Origin of the sequence: Bradyrhizobium sp. BR 10289 (genome assembly GCF_019455385.1) — a bacterium.
GTDB lineage: Bacteria > Pseudomonadota > Alphaproteobacteria > Rhizobiales > Xanthobacteraceae > Bradyrhizobium.
On record NZ_JACOFR010000026.1, the window covers coordinates 78,090 to 93,717 of the forward strand.

Annotated in this window: 14 protein-coding genes; 8 read left to right on the forward strand and 6 right to left on the reverse strand. The window is 64.7% G+C overall.

All coding sequences use genetic code 11. From position 1 onward, the window contains the following. Positions 1–36: 36 nt before the first annotated feature. Positions 37–960 carry a hypothetical protein gene (locus HYH08_RS31115; RefSeq protein WP_220013644.1) on the forward strand — a complete coding sequence of 308 codons (924 nt, stop codon included), beginning with the start codon at positions 37–39 and terminating at the stop codon, positions 958–960. Further along, positions 957–1,970: a DUF2891 domain-containing protein gene (locus tag HYH08_RS31120; protein ID WP_220013645.1), complete on the forward strand. Its 1,014-nt coding sequence runs from the start codon at positions 957–959 to the stop codon at positions 1,968–1,970. The genes HYH08_RS31115 and HYH08_RS31120 overlap by 4 nt, the downstream gene beginning before the upstream one ends. A 47-nt stretch (positions 1,971–2,017) precedes the next feature. Here HYH08_RS31120 and HYH08_RS31125 read toward each other — a convergent pair whose 3' ends face one another. The 6 genes from HYH08_RS31125 to HYH08_RS31150 form a co-directional block, all read right to left on the reverse strand. After that, positions 2,018–2,593, reverse strand: coding sequence for a cysteine dioxygenase family protein (locus tag HYH08_RS31125; RefSeq protein ID WP_220013646.1), 576 nt, complete (start codon positions 2,591–2,593; stop codon positions 2,018–2,020). Next, a complete protein-coding gene (locus tag HYH08_RS31130; protein WP_349631477.1) occupies positions 2,590–3,216 on the reverse strand; it encodes a nitroreductase family protein in 627 nt (208 codons plus the stop codon). Before HYH08_RS31130 ends, HYH08_RS31125 begins: the two co-directional genes overlap by 4 nt. 274 nt (positions 3,217–3,490) lie before the next feature. Beyond that, complete coding sequence (locus HYH08_RS31135) at positions 3,491–5,209, reverse strand: dipeptide ABC transporter ATP-binding protein (RefSeq protein ID WP_220013647.1); 1,719 nt, start codon at positions 5,207–5,209, stop codon at positions 3,491–3,493. Continuing rightward, on the reverse strand, positions 5,188–6,036 hold the full coding sequence (locus HYH08_RS31140; RefSeq protein WP_220013648.1) for an ABC transporter permease: 849 nt from the start codon (positions 6,034–6,036) through the stop codon (positions 5,188–5,190). The genes HYH08_RS31135 and HYH08_RS31140 overlap by 22 nt, the downstream gene beginning before the upstream one ends. After that, complete coding sequence (locus HYH08_RS31145) at positions 6,033–7,043, reverse strand: ABC transporter permease (protein ID WP_220013649.1); 1,011 nt, start codon at positions 7,041–7,043, stop codon at positions 6,033–6,035. Before HYH08_RS31145 ends, HYH08_RS31140 begins: the two co-directional genes overlap by 4 nt. Positions 7,044–7,081: 38 nt before the next feature. Then, positions 7,082–8,734: an ABC transporter substrate-binding protein gene (locus tag HYH08_RS31150; RefSeq protein ID WP_220013650.1), complete on the reverse strand. Its 1,653-nt coding sequence runs from the start codon at positions 8,732–8,734 to the stop codon at positions 7,082–7,084. 509 nt (positions 8,735–9,243) lie between these two features. Between HYH08_RS31150 and HYH08_RS31155 the strand changes: the two genes are divergently transcribed. The 6 genes from HYH08_RS31155 to HYH08_RS31180 form a co-directional block, all read left to right on the forward strand. After that, entirely contained in the window at positions 9,244–10,299 is a 1,056-nt protein-coding gene (locus HYH08_RS31155; RefSeq protein WP_220013651.1) for a LacI family DNA-binding transcriptional regulator, read from the forward strand. A gap of 198 nt (positions 10,300–10,497) precedes the next feature. Next, positions 10,498–11,856, forward strand: coding sequence for an ABC transporter substrate-binding protein (locus HYH08_RS31160; protein ID WP_220013652.1), 1,359 nt, complete (start codon positions 10,498–10,500; stop codon positions 11,854–11,856). A 74-nt stretch (positions 11,857–11,930) separates the two neighbouring features. Beyond that, the gene (locus HYH08_RS31165) at positions 11,931–12,845 is read left to right on the forward strand and encodes a ribokinase (RefSeq protein WP_349631478.1); all 915 of its coding nucleotides are present in this window, start codon (positions 11,931–11,933) and stop codon (positions 12,843–12,845) included. An 82-nt stretch (positions 12,846–12,927) separates the two neighbouring features. Further along, complete coding sequence (locus tag HYH08_RS31170) at positions 12,928–13,860, forward strand: dihydrodipicolinate synthase family protein (RefSeq protein ID WP_220013653.1); 933 nt, start codon at positions 12,928–12,930, stop codon at positions 13,858–13,860. Between the two features lie 334 nt (positions 13,861–14,194). Next, positions 14,195–14,557 (forward strand): copper resistance CopC family protein, encoded by a 363-nt coding sequence (locus HYH08_RS31175; RefSeq protein ID WP_220013654.1) that lies wholly within the window; start codon positions 14,195–14,197, stop codon positions 14,555–14,557. Positions 14,558–14,567: 10 nt separating this feature from the next. After that, positions 14,568–15,628, forward strand: a 1,061-nt coding sequence (locus tag HYH08_RS31180) for a CopD family protein (RefSeq protein ID WP_220013655.1), incomplete at its 3' end; no start/stop codon positions are given.

A 15,628-nucleotide genomic window follows, 5' to 3' on the forward strand; every position in this document is an offset into this window, starting at 1 on the left:
GTCTCTCTGCGAAGAGGACATGATTGGACGAGGCGTATGCGACCTCCACTCCTGCGCTTTATCCCGCGCGGACCGACATTGCTGGCGCTCGGCGTCCTGCTTGGGCTGGCCTTTCCGGCGCTTGCGGACTTCGCTCGCCCCTTGATGCCAACCACGATCTTCCTGATCGTGCTCGGAACGCTGCTGCGGATCGACGGCCAGGCCGTCATCGCGACGCTGCGGCGACCATCGCTGTCGGTGCTGCTGCCTGCGATCGTCATGGTTGCTTGCCCGCTGCTGGTCGGCATTGCTGGCCGCGCCCTGAACCTTGGTCCGGAGATGGCGCTTGCGGCTGTGCTCGCCGTCTCGGCGCCGCCGTCGAGCGGAACCGCGGCGGTCGCACGCATGCTCGGGCTCGACGGCGCGGTGCCACTGGTGGTGACGGTGTTGTCCATGGTCCTGGCTCCGGTGACGGTGCCGCTTCTCGCGGGCTGGTTCGGCGGATTGGAGATCAGCGCGCTCGAACTCGCGCTGCGTCTGGCGCTGCTGATCGGCAGCGCCGAGGGAGTGGCGTTCTTGGTCCGGCGGCATGCGGCCCCGATGCTGGCGGCCCATGGCGAGGTGGTGGACGGGATCATTGTCATGGCGCTACTTGTGTTTGCCGTTGCGACCATGGCCGGCATTCGTGCGCAGATCGCCGCCGACGTGCAGGCCGCCTCGCTGTGCCTCGGGCTCGCCTTTGCCTGCAATATCGGCCTTCAGGCGGCGGGCGCCGCGCTGCTGCCGGGAAATCTGCGCCAGCGCCTGACGGTTGGCCTCATCCTCGGCAATCGCAATGTGGGCCTGGTCTGGTCGGCGCTGGGTGCTGCCGCCTCGCCGCGCATGGCCCTATATTTCGCCGCGACGCAATTTCCAATCTACCTTCTGCCGCGGCTGATCGAGGCATTGATCAGCCATAACAGTAAAGAGGCCAAGCCGTGACTGCTTCCCATCTCACCCTCGACCAAGCCCAGCATTTTGCCCGCATCGCGCTTGGCCATGTCAGGCGGGAATATCCTAACAATGTGGACCACGCGCTGGCCGAACCGTCGGACGCCCGCACGCCGAGCCAGCTGCACCCGATCTTCTACGGTAGCTATGACTGGCACTCCTGCGTTCACGGCTACTGGATGCTGGCGCGACTGTTGCGCCGCTATCCTGATTTTGCGCCGGCCTCCGACATTCGCGCGCTGTTCGACGTGCAGTTCGTTGCAGACAAGGTCGACGCCGAGCGCGCTTATTTCGCTCGCCCGACTGCCCGCGGCTTCAAGAGGCCCTATGGCTGGGCCTGGTTGTTGAAGCTGGCAACTGAGTTGGCGCTGCAATCCGATGACAGCTGGGGCCGCAATCTCGCGCCGCTGACAGAGGTCATCGCGCAGCGCTTCCGCGACTTCCTGCCGCGAGCGACCTATCCAGTGCGTGTCGGCACGCATTTCAACACCGCGTTCGGGCTGCGCATGGCCGCGGACTATGCCGACATCAGCAAGGACGGCGATCTGAGGAAGCTGCTGCGCGAGACCGGCCAGCGCTGGTATAGCGAGGATCGCGATTGCCCGGCCTGGGGTGAACCGAGCGGCGACGATTTCCAGTCGTCGGCCCTGATCGAGGCCGAGTGCATGCGGCGCCTGTTGCCGCTAAGCGAGTTCTTGCCCTGGTTCGATCGGTTCCTGCCGCGATTGTCCGAGCGGCAGCCGGCGACGCTGTTCCGGCCTGCCTCGGTCAGCGATCGCACTGATGGCAAGATCGCTCATCTCGACGGACTCAATCTCAGCCGGGCCTGGTGCTGGCGTTCGCTCGGCAATGCGCTACCAGCGACCGATCGCCGTCGCGCCATTGCTCACGAAGCCGCGCGCGAGCATCTGTCCGCAGGTCTTCCTCATATCGCCGAGCATTACATGGGCGAACACTGGCTCGCGAGCTTTGCTGTGCTGGCGCTGGACGATGAGGATTAGGCGCGCGAGACAGCGCGAACAGATCTGCAGACGATCTCCGGCGGGCTTCAGACCCAGAGATTTGGCACGAACGCGTTCGAATATCCCGAGACGAACTCGTGCTCGGCGCCGGTCGTTGCATCGAAGACGGAGCGGTGGATCCTGCCGATGTTGCCGCCATAGACGTGAATGCTGATCGACGAGCTGTCTGCCAAGCCGTTCGAGATGGCATGAATGTCGCCGATGTCGGGCGAGACGGCGGCCACTGTGCCTTTCGCCAGGCGCTCGGTGGCGCCGGGCCGCAACGAGCCATCGGGTTGCCGCGCGTAGCTCACCGAGAGCTCTTCTCCCCGCAATACGCCGACCAAACCCCAGACGCGATGGTCGTGGATCGGAGTGCCTTGTCCGGGTCCCCAGACGAAGCTGACGATCGAGAAACGGTCGAGCGGATCCGCATAGAGGAGATATTGCCGATAGGCTTTGCCATCGGCCGCGGCGTAGGCGTCCGGCAGCCAGTCGTCCGCTCCGATCAGTTCCTTGAGCTTCGGCGTAAGCTGAGCGAGGATCGCGCTCTCATCCAGCTTCGCTTCGACGATCTGGGCAACCTCGGCGACGAACGTCCGGAGTTTGGGCAGGCCGGTCATCGCGCGGCCTCGAACCGCTTTGGAAACAGACCACGCGCGGCGAATTCGCCAATGGATGCGCGCGGACTCGGCTGCTCGCGCTGAAGCAGGGCAGGCGCCAGATGCGCTCCATCTCCCTTGCGACCGAGCGCGACCACAATCTCGATGTCAAATCCCTGGGGGACGCCGAGGAGCGTGCGCGCCTTCTCGACGTCGAACCCGCTCATGCCATGAGCAGCCCAGCCGCCGATCGCTGCCTGATTGGCGAAGTTGGCCCATGCGGCGCCGGCATCGAAGGAGTGGGTCCGCGAGAATTGTGCCTCGGTCTTGCCGGGCGGCGTGAACTCCTTCCTGGAGAGAAGATAGATCAAGGCCGCCGCATGTTGAGCCCATCCGCGATTGAACTCGATCAGGGGTTCGAGAAAGGTATTGAATTCCGTCTCGCCTCTGAGGGCGTAGAGAAAGCGCCAGGGCTGCGAGTTGTAGGCGGAGGGTGCCCACCGCGCCGCCTCGAACAACGTCCGAAGCTCGCCTTCCGAAATCTGCTCCTGGGAAAATCCCCGGGGGGACCAGCGATCGACGAAGATGCGCTCGGCCGGGTGGTCAGCGACGCGGTTCGTGCGCTGCGATGTCTGGACTGTCACGGTATCTCTTTCTTGCCGACGAGGCATGGGCAACATGCGCTGCGCCAGCAGATATCACGCTGAGCGTCGTGTCGAACACAGGATACTCACGCCGGAATCAAGTTTGGCAGGATCTCAGCAAGCGCGCCCCACTCTTGAGAACCACATTTTCGAATTGCCCACGCGTCGAACAATTCTTTGCCGCGCGCCGAGTCCGCACCGGCAAGATAAGTCATCATTGGCGGTATTGAGTTACGAGCAGCGTATTCTGCTGAATAAAGGCCGATCGCGGATTTCAACCTGCTGACATGCGGGGACGCGTGTGCGTCGCCGGCGCGACGGCCGCACCACCCGACGGGATCGATTCCAGCAACGACCTCGTATAGGACTGCCGTGGATCGTCGAAGATCTCGGCGACGGTCCCGTGCTCGACAATGCGCCCACGGTGCATCACCGAAACGGTGTGAGCGAGCTGGCGGACCAGCGCGAGATCGTGCGAGACGAAGACATAGGTCAGGCCGAGATTAGCCTGTAGCGTGAGCAGGACTTCGACGATTCCGGCCTGAACGCTGACGTCGAGTGCAGAGGTGGGTTCGTCGAGCACGATCACGTCGGGCTTGAGCACCAGCGACCGTGCGATGGCAACGCGCTGGCGCTGGCCACCTGACAGGGCCGCCGGCTTGCGGGAGAGCAGGTGCTCGCCCAGTCCGACGTCGGCCAGCGCCCCGCGAACCCGTTCCTCACGCTCCTTGCTCGTTCCAACCTTGAACCGGCCAAGCGGTTCACGCACCAACTGCTCGATCGTCCAGGTCGGATCGAGTGAGGTGAACGGATTCTGATAGACCAGCTGGAGGTGACGCCACGTCGAGCGCAGTGCCTCAGGCGAGCGACCGGTGATCTGCTCGCCCGCGACTGAGATGGTCCCGCTGTCGGGTTGTTCGAGACCCAGCAGCAGCCGGACCGCCGTCGTTTTGCCCGAGCCGGACTCGCCTACCAGTGCGTGCGTCGTGCCGGCCGGAACGGTGAACGACAAGTCGCTTACGGCCGTCAGCGTTTTACCATCGACGGTGAAGGTTTTCCTGACGGCGCTGACTTCGATCTTTGGTGTCGCAGCGTCGCCGGCCTTGACGGTTCGCAAACCTACATCGCGCAGTGCGGCGTAGCGATCGGGATTGAGGGCCGGAACGTCGGCGCGCAGCTTCCTCGCATAGGCCGACGCCGGCGAGGAGAAGACGGTGGCGGTCCGGCCGGCTTCCTGTGTGACGCCGTCCTTGAGCACGACCAGCGCGTTCGCCCGTTCGGCGGCGATTGCCAGATCATGGGTGATGAGCAGCAGGCTGATCTTGAGATTGTCCTGCAGCCGCGTGAGCAGGTCGAGGATGCGCTTCTGGATCGTGACGTCGAGCGCGGAGGTCGGCTCGTCCGCCACCAGCAGTGCCGGCCGCGGAAGGATCGCAAGCCCAATCAGCACGCGTTGGAGCATGCCGCCGGACAGTTGGTGCGGATAGGAGCCGTAGACACGCTCAGGATTGTCCAGCCCGACCTCGGCGAAGGTGTCCAGGATGAGCTGCTTGCGGATCGCGCTGTCGGGCTCGTCGAGCAGCGCGACCGCCTCCTGTGCCTGTGCGCCGATGGTCCGCACCGGATTGAGCGAGTTGGCCGGGTCCTGCGGCACGAACCCGATGGCGCGACCCCGCAGCGGCCGGAAACCTCGCTCGGAAATCCCCAGGACTTCCTGACCGTCGAATGCGACGCGGCCCGTGGCGCGCCCACTGCTGGGAAGCAGCCGCAGCACCGCGCGGGCGATCGTCGACTTGCCCGAGCCGGACTCCCCGATCAGGGCGAGGCTGTCGCCGCGGCCGAGTTCAAAGCCCACATTGCTCACGACCTCGTGTGGCCCGTAGGAGACCGAGAGGCCATCGACCCGGAGCAACGGAAGCGGGCGTAGCGGCACCGGCACGGTGGGCTCGGTGCGCGTAAAGGCGTTGGCGGTTAGTCTGTCTTGCGCAGCCATCGGCTGATCCTGTTCACGGAGAGGACGGTCGCGATCGTGACCAAGGCGGGCGCGTACACCAGCCACGGCCATTTGAGGTAGTCCTTGCCGATCGAGATCAGCAGACCCCAGTCGGAGGCCGGCGGCGGATCGCCGTAGCCAAGGAAGTCGAGGCTGGCGATCACCAGGATCGACAGGCCGAACTGCAGAACGGCGAGCGGGAGTACCGAGCGCGATGCGTTCGGCAGCACGTGTCGCAGCAGGATATGCCAGCGCGAGCCGCCCAGCAGGAACGACGCCTCGACGAACGTCGCATGCCGGGTCTTGATTACTTCCGAACGCATCACTCGTGCGAACACCGCCACCGCCGAGACGCCGGTCGCGATCGCTGCGTTGGTGGTGTCGAAGCCGATGGCGGTGACGACGATCACCGCCAGCAGGAAGTTCGGGATCGCCAGCAGCACGTCGACGAGGCGGGCAAGCAGGATGTCGACCCAGCCCCCGAGGAAGCCCGCCAAGAGGCCTATGAGCCCGCCCGCTACGGCGGCAATGACGACGGCAATGAGCGCGCTCGTCACCGAGGACGCCGTGCCGTAGACGACGCGGGTATAGAGGTCGCGGCCGAGGTGGTCGGTGCCGAACCAGTGCGCCGCACTTGGGCTCAGCAACTTGTCAGCGGGGACGCCGACGACCGGGCTATGACTCGTGAACAGGCCGGGGGCCAGCGACCAGGCGATCACGAGCGCGATGACGGCGAAGGCAAGCGCAACGGTCGGCGGCAGCCGAAGCGCTGCCAGCCGGCTGATTGCCGTAATCCGCGAGTCAGAGGAGAACGAGGTGAGGGTCATGATGTCATCGCCGCCGATGCGGTAGCGGCGCTGTCGTCAGCGGTGGTCGGGCGATATCTGCGGTTACCGATCAACTTCACGCGCGGGTCGAGCAGCGGGTAGACCAGATCGGCGATCAAATTGACCAGCACGAACACGACCGCCGCGAGCGAGACGACCGCCTGCAGGACTGGCAAATCCTGCGTACTCACGGAGCGCTGCACCAGGCTGCCGATCCCGGTGCGTCCGAACACCGTCTCGGTGATCAGCGAGCCGCCGAGCAGCTCGCCGATGGCGAGCGCGATGACAGTGACCACTGGGAGTGAAGACGGCTTGAGTAAATGCCTGGCAAAGAGGCGCATCTGCGTCAGGCCGCGGCCGCGCGCAACGGCGGCGTATTCCTGTTCGGACTCCTTATCCAGGTTGGCGATCAGCACCTCGGCGATCCGGGCGGAGACGGGGATGCCCAGCGCAATCGAGGCAAAAAGAGTGGCCCAGAAACTGTTCGGTTCGATCACGCGGAACAGGCCGACCTGAAAGCCGAAGACGTGGATCAGGACCAGGCCGATGACGAAGTTTGGCACCGACAGGAACAGCGACGGGAAGCCGCGCAGCAAGCCTTGCCCCAATCGTTTCGGAAGAAACTGCGTGCCGTAGCCGATCGTCACCGCCAGCAGCAGCGCGATGGCGAAAGCCTCGGAGGCGAGGATCAGCGTCGAGGGCAGAACCTCCGCGATCAGGGTTGTCACGGGCCGGCTGGACCGCATCGACAGGCCGAAATCGCCGATGACGAAATGGGACAGTGATGCCCAGAGCTGGACTGGAATCGGCCTGTCTAGCCCTTGGGCGGCAATGATCTGCCTGATCTGGTCTTCACTGAACCCGTTCTGCGGGTCGCGTAGCACGTTGGTAATGGGATCGCCGGGCAGGATGCTGACGACGACGAAGGTGAAGACGTATGCCAGCAGAATAACGACAGCGGCCTGGGCAAAGCGCTTCGCGGCATAGGACAGATAGGCGCCTTTCATGCCCGTCGACTCCTCGCATTGCTCGGTTGCACGGCGCCTTACTCGCCGATCGTCGCCGTGTAATAGCTGGCGTAGGCGATGCCGTTGTAGACTTCTCCCTTGAGCTTCGGAGACTGCACGTAGATCCGCTGCACGATCTGCGTACGCGGGATGAAATAGCCCTGCTCGAGAACGTAGGCCTGCAACTCGTCGAGCAGCGGATTGCGAACCTCGAGAGAAGCCGCACCGGCGATCTTGTCGCGGAGCTCGTTGAGCTTCTTGTCGCTGTCGCCGAGGTTGAACCAGTTCTCGCCGTTGTTGGCGTCGGTGAGGATGCTGGCTACGGTGCCGGCGTCGATGAAGCTGCGCGTCACCTCGTAGGCCGGCACGGCCGGGCCGCCGAACCGGACCTTCTCGCCGAACGTCACGACGTCGTAGGCCCGGATGGTGACCTTCCAGCCGATCTTGCCGAGTTGCTGGGCGATGAGCTCGTCGATCGACTTCGCGGTCGCGAGATACGGGTTGGAGTAGAGCGTCAGCGTCAGCTGCTTGCCGTCCTTGGTCCGGATGCCGCCGGCGCCCTTGGTCCAGCCGGCCTCGTCGAGCAGCTTCTCGGCCTTGCCGGGATTGTAGACCAGCAGGTCACTGTGGTCGGTTGCACCGGGTACGTTACTCTGGATGAACGACGTCGCCAGCTTCCAGTCGGGTGTGTAGACGGTGTCGAGGATTTCCTTCCGGTCGATTCCGGCTTGGAGAGCCTGGCGCACCTTCACATCGTTGTACGGCTCCAGCTTGGTGTTGACCGCCAGGCCGTTGACAAAGCCGAGATAGCGCGGTGTCGCGACGGTGAAGCCCGCCTGCTTGAGCGATTTCAGTTCCTGCGGTGAGGCATTGTATGCGATTTCGGCTTGGCCGGACTGGACGGCGGCTACCCGCAGAGACGGCTCGGCCACCAGCTTGTAGGTGATCGAATCAAGGAAGGCCGGGCCGGTGTGGCCGACAGCCGCGGGACCCCAATTGTAGTCCTTGCGCTTGACCAGCTTGACGAAGTCCCCCTCCTTCCAGGAAGCGACGACGTAGGGGCCGCTGCCGGAAGTCTTGCCGAGATCGGCTTGCTGCGCCGCGGGCTGCGCGATGGTCTTCGGAGAGATGAGGATCGAGCCGTGATAGCCGAGCGTCGGGATGAAGCCGAGCGTCGGCGCCTTGAAGACAACATTCACCGTGGTCGCGTCGACCGCTTCGGCGCGGTCATAGGTCTTCGGAAACAGACCAACCGGGTTGATGCCCTCGTTCCGTCGGCCAGCGTACCAGATGTCGAGGTTGGCAACGACGGCCGAGGCGTCGAGCGGCGTGCCGTCGGAAAAAGTCACGCCCTTCTTGAGGTGCAGGGTGAACTGGGTGGCGTCGTTGTTCTGCTCCCAGCTCTCGGCGATCCAGGGGCTGACCTTGCCGTCGGCGTCGACATAGACGAGCTTGTCGGCCACATGGCCCCAGACGTGGCCCTGGAAGCTGGAGATCGAGCTATTGTTCGGAATCCAGGTGCTGCCCAGCGAGTCAATCAGGAAGGTGATGTCGCCGCCTGTTGGTGGAGCGCCGGCGCTTCGCGCGGAAGTGATGTCTGCCAGGGCCACCAGCGCGCCGGCTCCCAGTGCAAACGTTGTGATCAACAGGCGGCGTCGGGACAGCGCGAGCAAAGAATAGCGTTTGGTCACGAATCCTCCTGTCGGTTCTGGACGTGCCAGTCATCTTCAATCGACAGGAGAAGCGAAATGGAAGGGCTTTGCCATTCCAAATTTCGTTTGAGACGGGCAACAAATGCGCTGGGCAAAGGCAGATGAGCGCGACTGCTATTCGCTTTCAAAGCGAGGGGTCGACGAGGTGCTGATCCCAGCGGCCGACAGCGATCGCCATCCGAGGCACTTGCTCCATAGAGAACCTGGAGATCAGTGGTCGATGCAGAGGCGTGGCGCCCGGTGTTGCGCAAGGCGGTGTCCGTGCGGGCTTTGTTTGGAAACGGCCGGCAAGCTATTGAGTTGGCTAGACGGCATTTCCGTTAAGTCTTTCCAAATGCCCGTTGAATCGTTGAATAATCAAACTGATTTTGATTCCGCCATTCGGAGGTTCGATCCCTCCCGCCCCAGCCAGATTTTTTTCCACACAGCCTGCCCGCGCGCGCATACCATAGCGCGGCACTGATCAAATCGATTCAACCGTGGCCGGGATGGTAGCTGGTTCAAAGAGAGCGCGCGGGGGCAGCGGCCGTGTCAAGCTCGAGGAGGTCGCCCGCAAGGCCAATGTCTCGACCGCGACCGTCTCGCGCGCCTTCAACGAGCCCGACAAGGTCTCCGAAGAGGTCAGGCGGCGGGTCAAGGACGCCGCGCGCGCGCTGAACTGGATTCCGAACGCGGCCGGACGGGCGCTGGCCTCGCGGCGGACGCATATCGCCGGCGCCATCATCCCGACGCTCGACAACGAAATCTTCGCCCATCAGGTCAGCGGCATGCAGAGCGTGTTCAGCGAGAACGGCTTCACGCTGTTCCTGGGCTGCTCGAACTACGATCCGGACGAAGGCTTGAAGCAGGCCGACGCCATGCTGGCGCGCGGCGTCGAAGCGCTGGCGGTGGTCGGTGAAAGCCATCCGCCCGAGCTGTTCGATGCGCTCAATTCGCGCGGCATTCCCTATGTCGTGACGTATTCCTACAACAAGGCGTCGCCGCATCCGTGCATCGGCTTCGACAACCGCGCCGCTTTCCGTCGCATGACGGATCACCTGCTGTCGCTCGGCCATCGCCGGTTCGCCGGGATCTTTCAGCCCGACACCAACAACGACCGCGTGAAGGAGAGGCTTCGCGGCGTCAGCGACGCGCTCTCGGCGGCAGGTCTCGACATTGCCGCGCGGGATCTGATGATGGGGCCTTCGACGCTGGAGTTCGGTGCGGAAAGCTTTGCGACATTGATGACGCGGACGGCCGAGACCCGGGCCACCGCGATCGTCTGCGGCAACGACAATCTGGCGCTCGGCGCGCTGATGGCCGCGCGCGAGAGCGGCCTCGAGGCGCCCAGGGATTTCTCGATCACCGGCTTCGACGACCTCGCAATTTCATCGCGCTTCTCGCCCGGGCTGACGACGATGAAGGTCGACAATCAGCAGATCGGGGTCCTGGCGGCCAAGGAACTGCTCGCCGTGATCGCGGGCGAGCAGGCGCAGGTCCAGTCCCGGGAGATCGTGCCTGTCCTGAAACTCCGCCAGAGTGCGGGCGCGGCACGCGGCCGCTGAGGCCGGGCGGCGGCCACAATCGTCTCTTCGACGGCTGCGCACATCCCTCGGACGGGGCTGCTTGACTCGATTGATGTAAGCGCTTACATGGGCCCGTTTTAGGTGCCATGAGAGCAACCGGCGGGCTCCTCGCCGGGAAGAGACCGAGAGGAAACGACAATGCGCGACAGCTTTTTGCGATGGGCGAGACACTGCTCGATGGCGGTTTCACTGCTCCTGCCGGTGATGGGAGCTTCGAGCCCCGCAGCGGCCGAGGAGAAACTCGTCGTCTGGTGGAACAAGGGCTACTACAAGGCCGAGGAAGACGCGCTGCTCGATGTCATCAAGAAGTTCGAGGCCAAGACCGGGGTCAAGGTCGAGCTGTCGCAATATGCGACGCAGGACATGATGCCGAAGCTGGTGGCCGCGCTCGATGCCGGCAGCCCGCCCGACGTCACCTATGCCGACACCTATCATTTCCAGGGCGCCGGCAAATGGGCGTCTGAAGGCAAGCTGGTCGACCTCACCTCGGTCCTTGCGCCGATCAAGGGCGAGTTCTCCCCGGAGTCGCTCGACACGGTCATGCTCTACAACGACAAGACCAAGACGAAGGCCTATTACGCCTTCCCGCTGAAGCAGGCGACGCTGCATCTGCATTACTGGAAGGATATGCTCGAGGAGGGCGGTCTGAAGGAGACCGACATCCCGAAGGACTGGAAGGGTTTTTGGTCGTTCTGGTGCGACAAGGCGCAGCCGGCGCTGCGCAAGGCTTCCGGTAAGCGCATCTACGGCATCGGCCATCCCATGGGCGTCGACGCCACCGACAGCTTCATCTCCTTCCTGGTGTTCATGGACGCCTACAACGTCGTGCTGGTCGACGACAACGGCAAGCTGCTGGTCGACGATCCCAAGGTGAAGGCGGGCATCGTCGCCGCCATGAAGGACTATGTCGAGATCGCCGCCAAGGGCTGCACGCCGCAATCGGCGACGAGCTGGAAGGATCCCGACAACAACGTCGCCTTCCACAACAAGACGACGATCATGACGCACAATTCGACGATCTCCGTGCCCGGCAAGTGGCTTGACGACGCCAATAACGAGACGCTCACCGCCGAGCAGCGCGAGGAAGCGAAGAAGAATTATTACGATCGCATCCGCACATTGGTCTGGCCCAACAAGCCGGACGGCTCGCCGGTCCATACCCGCGCCTCCGTGGTGATCGGCCTGATCTTCGAGCAGGCCAAGAACAAGGAGCGGGCCAAGGAGTTCGTCTCGTTCCTGCTGCGCGACGAAAACCTCCAGCCCTATGTCGAAGGTGCGCTTGGCCGCTGGTTCCCGGTCAAGACCGCGGCACAGAAGTCCGCCTTCTGGGACGGCGACGTGCATCGCCGCGCCGAGCGCGACCAGTTCTTCGCCGGCGCCGGCGGCTACGAGATGAGCAAGAACTACAAGTTCACGACGCTCTACAGCGAGAACGTCTGGATGAAGGCCGTCAACGCCATCGTCACCAACAAGGTGCCGGTCGAGAAGGCCGTCGACGACATGATCGCGCGCATCAAAGAGGTCGCCGGCAACTGACCGTCCAGCCGCAATCGGGATCCTCACGCGCCGCAGGGCGCGTGGGCGATCCGAACCTCCGGGAACGTGGGTCCATGTCTCTGATCACCGTCTTCGGCTCGATCAATGTCGACCTCGTCGCTGGTGTCGACACCATCGCAAGGCCGGGCGAGACCGTGCTCGCGACCGGCTATGCGACGCTGTGCGGCGGCAAGGGCGCGAACCAGGCGGTCGCCGCCGCGCGCGTGTTGCCGCCGGGGCGTGTTGCCATGGTCGGCCGGGTCGGGCGCGATGGGTTCGGCCAGCTCTGCATCGACAATCTCAACGCCAACGGCGTCCTCATCGACGGCGTCACCGTCGGCCGGGAGCCGACCGGATGCGCCTTCATCAGCGTCAGCGCTGACGGCGAGAATGCCATCACGGTGGCGAGCGGTGCCAACGGGGCTCTTGCGGCCGAGGCGATGCCAGCGGCCGAACTGGCTGCGACCACGACCCTCGTGCTTCAGATGGAGGTCCCCTTCGTGAGCTCGCACCTCGTCGCCCGCCGCGTCCGCGCCGCCGGCGGACGCGTGATCTGGAATCTCGCACCCGTGCCTGAGCGCCTGAGGGAAGCCGAGCTGCGCACGCTGCTCGAGGCCACCAGCGTTCTCGTCGTCAACGAGCACGAGGCCTGCACCGCGGCACAGCGGCTCGGCTGGGCCGGCGGCGATTTCGAGTCGGCCGCGGCCTTTCTCGCCGCGGAGGGCGGCGTGACCTGCATCGTGACCGCGGGACCATCAGGCGCACGCGCGTTCCATCCCGACGGGACGCACCAGGCCGCTCCGGCCGAACGGATCGTCCCGATCGACACGACCGGCGCTGGCGACACCTTTGTCGGCATTTTGGCGGCTGGGCTCGATGAGGGGCGCGGCTGGCGCGAGGTGCTCACGCGCGCCTGCCGTGGCGCCTCGCTGGCCTGTCTTGGCCATGGCGCGCAGCGCGGCATGCCCACGGCCGGGCAGCTGTCGTGAGCAGGGCCGGCCACTTGCACATGTGTCGCTCGCCGGAGAGATTTATCCTCATCGCCGAATTCAACATCCTGGGAGCCGATCTGTGACTGCATCCATCAAAGGCATCATTCCGGTGATGCTGACACCGTTCACCGAAGCGAACGCGATCGACTATGCGGGCCTCGAAAGGCTGATCGAATGGTACATCGCCAATGGCGCCGATGCGCTGTTCGCCGTCGCCCAATCGAGCGAGATGCAGTTTTTGAGCCTCGAGGAACGCATCGCGCTGGCGCGCTTCGTCGCGAGGACCGCGGCCGGCCGGGTGCCCGTCATTGCCTCGGGCCATGTCGGTGAATCCAGCGAGGACCAGGTGACCGAGCTGACCTCGATCGCGAGGACCGGCGTGGACGGGCTGGTGCTGGTGACGAACCGGTTCGACCCGAAGGGGCAGGGCGGCGGCGTCTTCATGGACAGACTGCGCGGACTGCTCGATGCGCTCCCTGTCGATCTCCCGCTCGGCCTTTACGAGTGCCCCGCGCCGTTCCGCCGGCTGCTGTCCGACGACGAGCTGAAATTCTGCGCCGATAGCGGCCGCTTTGCGATCCTCAAGGATGTGTCGTGCGACCTCGATACCGTGAGGCGTCGCGTGGCGCTGACGAAGGACTCGCAGCTCGCCATCGTCAACGCCAACGCGGCGATCGCCTTTGACGCCATCAAGTCCGGATCAGCCGGCTTCACCGGCGTGTTCACGAACTTCCATCCCGATCTCTACAAATGGCTGATGACGAGCAGCTCACAGCACCCCGCGCTGGCAGACGAGCTCTCCGTCTACCTCGCGCTCGCCGCGATGGCCGAGCCGATGGGATATCCAAAACTGGCGAAGCTGTACCATCAGAGGCTCGGCACGTTCTCATGCGCCCATAGCCGGGCCGTCGACTTCGATATCCGCGAGCGGTTCTGGGCGCTCGATGCGCTGCTCGACAAGATCATGCAGGGCCAGGCGAGCTTCCGCGCCAGGATCGCGGCCGCGAGCTGATTGCTGCTGTTGATCGCGATGATGTGAAGGCACTGGTCGCGCGACGGATGCTTCGCTCGTTACGCTCCGTTTTCTGAAGCAGTTTCAGACGGCTGGGAGAGGCGATCATCCCGCCGCGGACGCTCCCGCTTCCGCCGGGCCGGTCTGCCTCCATCCGCGCTGCCTTGTCCGGTGTGTCGCAAGAGCAACAGGCGTCGCCTTTCCGTGGGCCTGGCGTGGATTCCGACGGCGCGTGCTCTTGCCAAGAAGCCATCGCTGCCAACATACGATCGCGCATCACTGACGCGCCGCGAGCGGCGGGTGAGGTGAGGCTTGCCGGTTGCGAGTGATCACCATGGGCGCGCCCTTCAAAATTACGATCTCTACCTTTGTCCTGTCGTGTCTTGTCGGGCCGCATGCGGCCTGGGCTCACGCCATCATCGTGTCGTCCGCGCCGGTGGCGGGCGCGACCGTATCCGGCGATGCGGTGGCGATCCGCCTGCACTTCAACAGCCGGATCGATCATGCGCGCTCCAAGCTGACCTTGTTGGCGCCCGGCGGGACGGCGCAGCCGCTGACCCCGGCCGCCGACGCACCCGTTGACGAGCTCAATGCCGATGCGGCGCACCTGTCGAGCGGCGCGTGGCGCCTGCGCTGGCAGGTGCTCAGCGTCGACGGACACATCACGCGCGGTGACATTCCCTTCAACGTTCGCTGACGCCACACCCTTGTATCTGCTCCTCGACATCTTCGGTTATCTCTCGGTCGTCCTGCGAGGCCTGATCCTCATTGCGCAGTCCTTTACGCTCGGGGGCCTTGCGTTTCAGATCTTGCTGTGGGAGCCGCTGCGGCCGCAGCTTTCGACCGGCGGGCCGACGACCGAGCAGCGGTGCCGGACGGTTCTCAGGATCAGCGCCGCCGCTTGGGCGCTGCTCACCATCGCCTCGCTCGCGCTCAACGCAGCGGCACTGGTCGGAACGCTTCAGGTCTCGTGGAGCGAGGCGCTCGGTGCCGATTTCGGCCGCGCCGACGTCGTCATTGCCGCCTCGGCATTCGGCATCGCCGTGCTCTCGAAAAATCCCGCGCGAGGTGCGCGCGCGGCCGTTCTTGTCGCGTTGGCCGTGCTGGCCCTCGCCATGCAGACCCGGCTGACCCACGCGGCGAGCCGGCCGGACGTGCGCTGGCCGCTGCTCTTGTCCGACGCCGGCCACATGCTGGGCGCGGGCGTCTGGATCGGTGGGCTACCCTATTTCCTGATCGCGCTCAACGGCTGCAAGGATGCGGGCGACTGGCGCCGCATCGCACGGCGTTATTCGCTGATGTCGATGGCCGCGGTCGCCGCGATCCTCCTTGGCGGCCTGACCATGGCGGTCACTTATATCGGCTCGATCGAAGCGATCTACGGCACCGCCTATGGCGTCATGACGCTGGCGAAAGTTGGCCTCTTGTTGATGCTGCTGGCGCTCGGGGCGGGCAACTACTTCCTCGTCGAGCGGCTGCGGCGCGATCCCGCAACGCCGATCCTGCGCCTGAAGCGATTTGCCGAGGTCGAGATCGGTATCGGCCTCACCGTCCTGCTGGCCGCAGCATCCCTGACGTCGCTGCCGCCGGGCGTCGATCTCGCACAGGATCGTCTCAACTGGCAGGAAATCGTCGAGCGCGCCACGCCGCAATGGCCGCCGCGCCTGACCAGCCCCGACTACGACAAGCTGACGATCGCGCAGCTCCAGGCCAGGATCACCTTGGCGGATGCGGGACGCGCGAATGCGCAAGCGGCCTACGTGCCCGG

Bases quoted from the DNA above. Each gene is read 5' to 3' on its own strand.
- HYH08_RS31135 (WP_220013647.1), bottom strand. From the start codon at position 5,209: ATGGCTGCGCAAGACAGACTAACCGCCAACGCCTTTACGCGCACCGAG.
- HYH08_RS31155 (WP_220013651.1), top strand. From the start codon at position 9,244: ATGGTAGCTGGTTCAAAGAGAGCGCGCGGGGGCAGCGGCCGTGTCAAG.
- HYH08_RS31165 (WP_349631478.1), top strand. From the start codon at position 11,931: ATGTCTCTGATCACCGTCTTCGGCTCGATCAATGTCGACCTCGTCGCT.
- HYH08_RS31115 (WP_220013644.1), top strand. From the start codon at position 37: ATGCGACCTCCACTCCTGCGCTTTATCCCGCGCGGACCGACATTGCTG.
- HYH08_RS31160 (WP_220013652.1), top strand. From the start codon at position 10,498: ATGGCGGTTTCACTGCTCCTGCCGGTGATGGGAGCTTCGAGCCCCGCA.
- HYH08_RS31175 (WP_220013654.1), top strand. From the start codon at position 14,195: ATGGGCGCGCCCTTCAAAATTACGATCTCTACCTTTGTCCTGTCGTGT.
- HYH08_RS31140 (WP_220013648.1), bottom strand. From the start codon at position 6,036: ATGACCCTCACCTCGTTCTCCTCTGACTCGCGGATTACGGCAATCAGC.
- HYH08_RS31145 (WP_220013649.1), bottom strand. From the start codon at position 7,043: ATGAAAGGCGCCTATCTGTCCTATGCCGCGAAGCGCTTTGCCCAGGCC.
- HYH08_RS31125 (WP_220013646.1), bottom strand. From the start codon at position 2,593: ATGACCGGCCTGCCCAAACTCCGGACGTTCGTCGCCGAGGTTGCCCAG.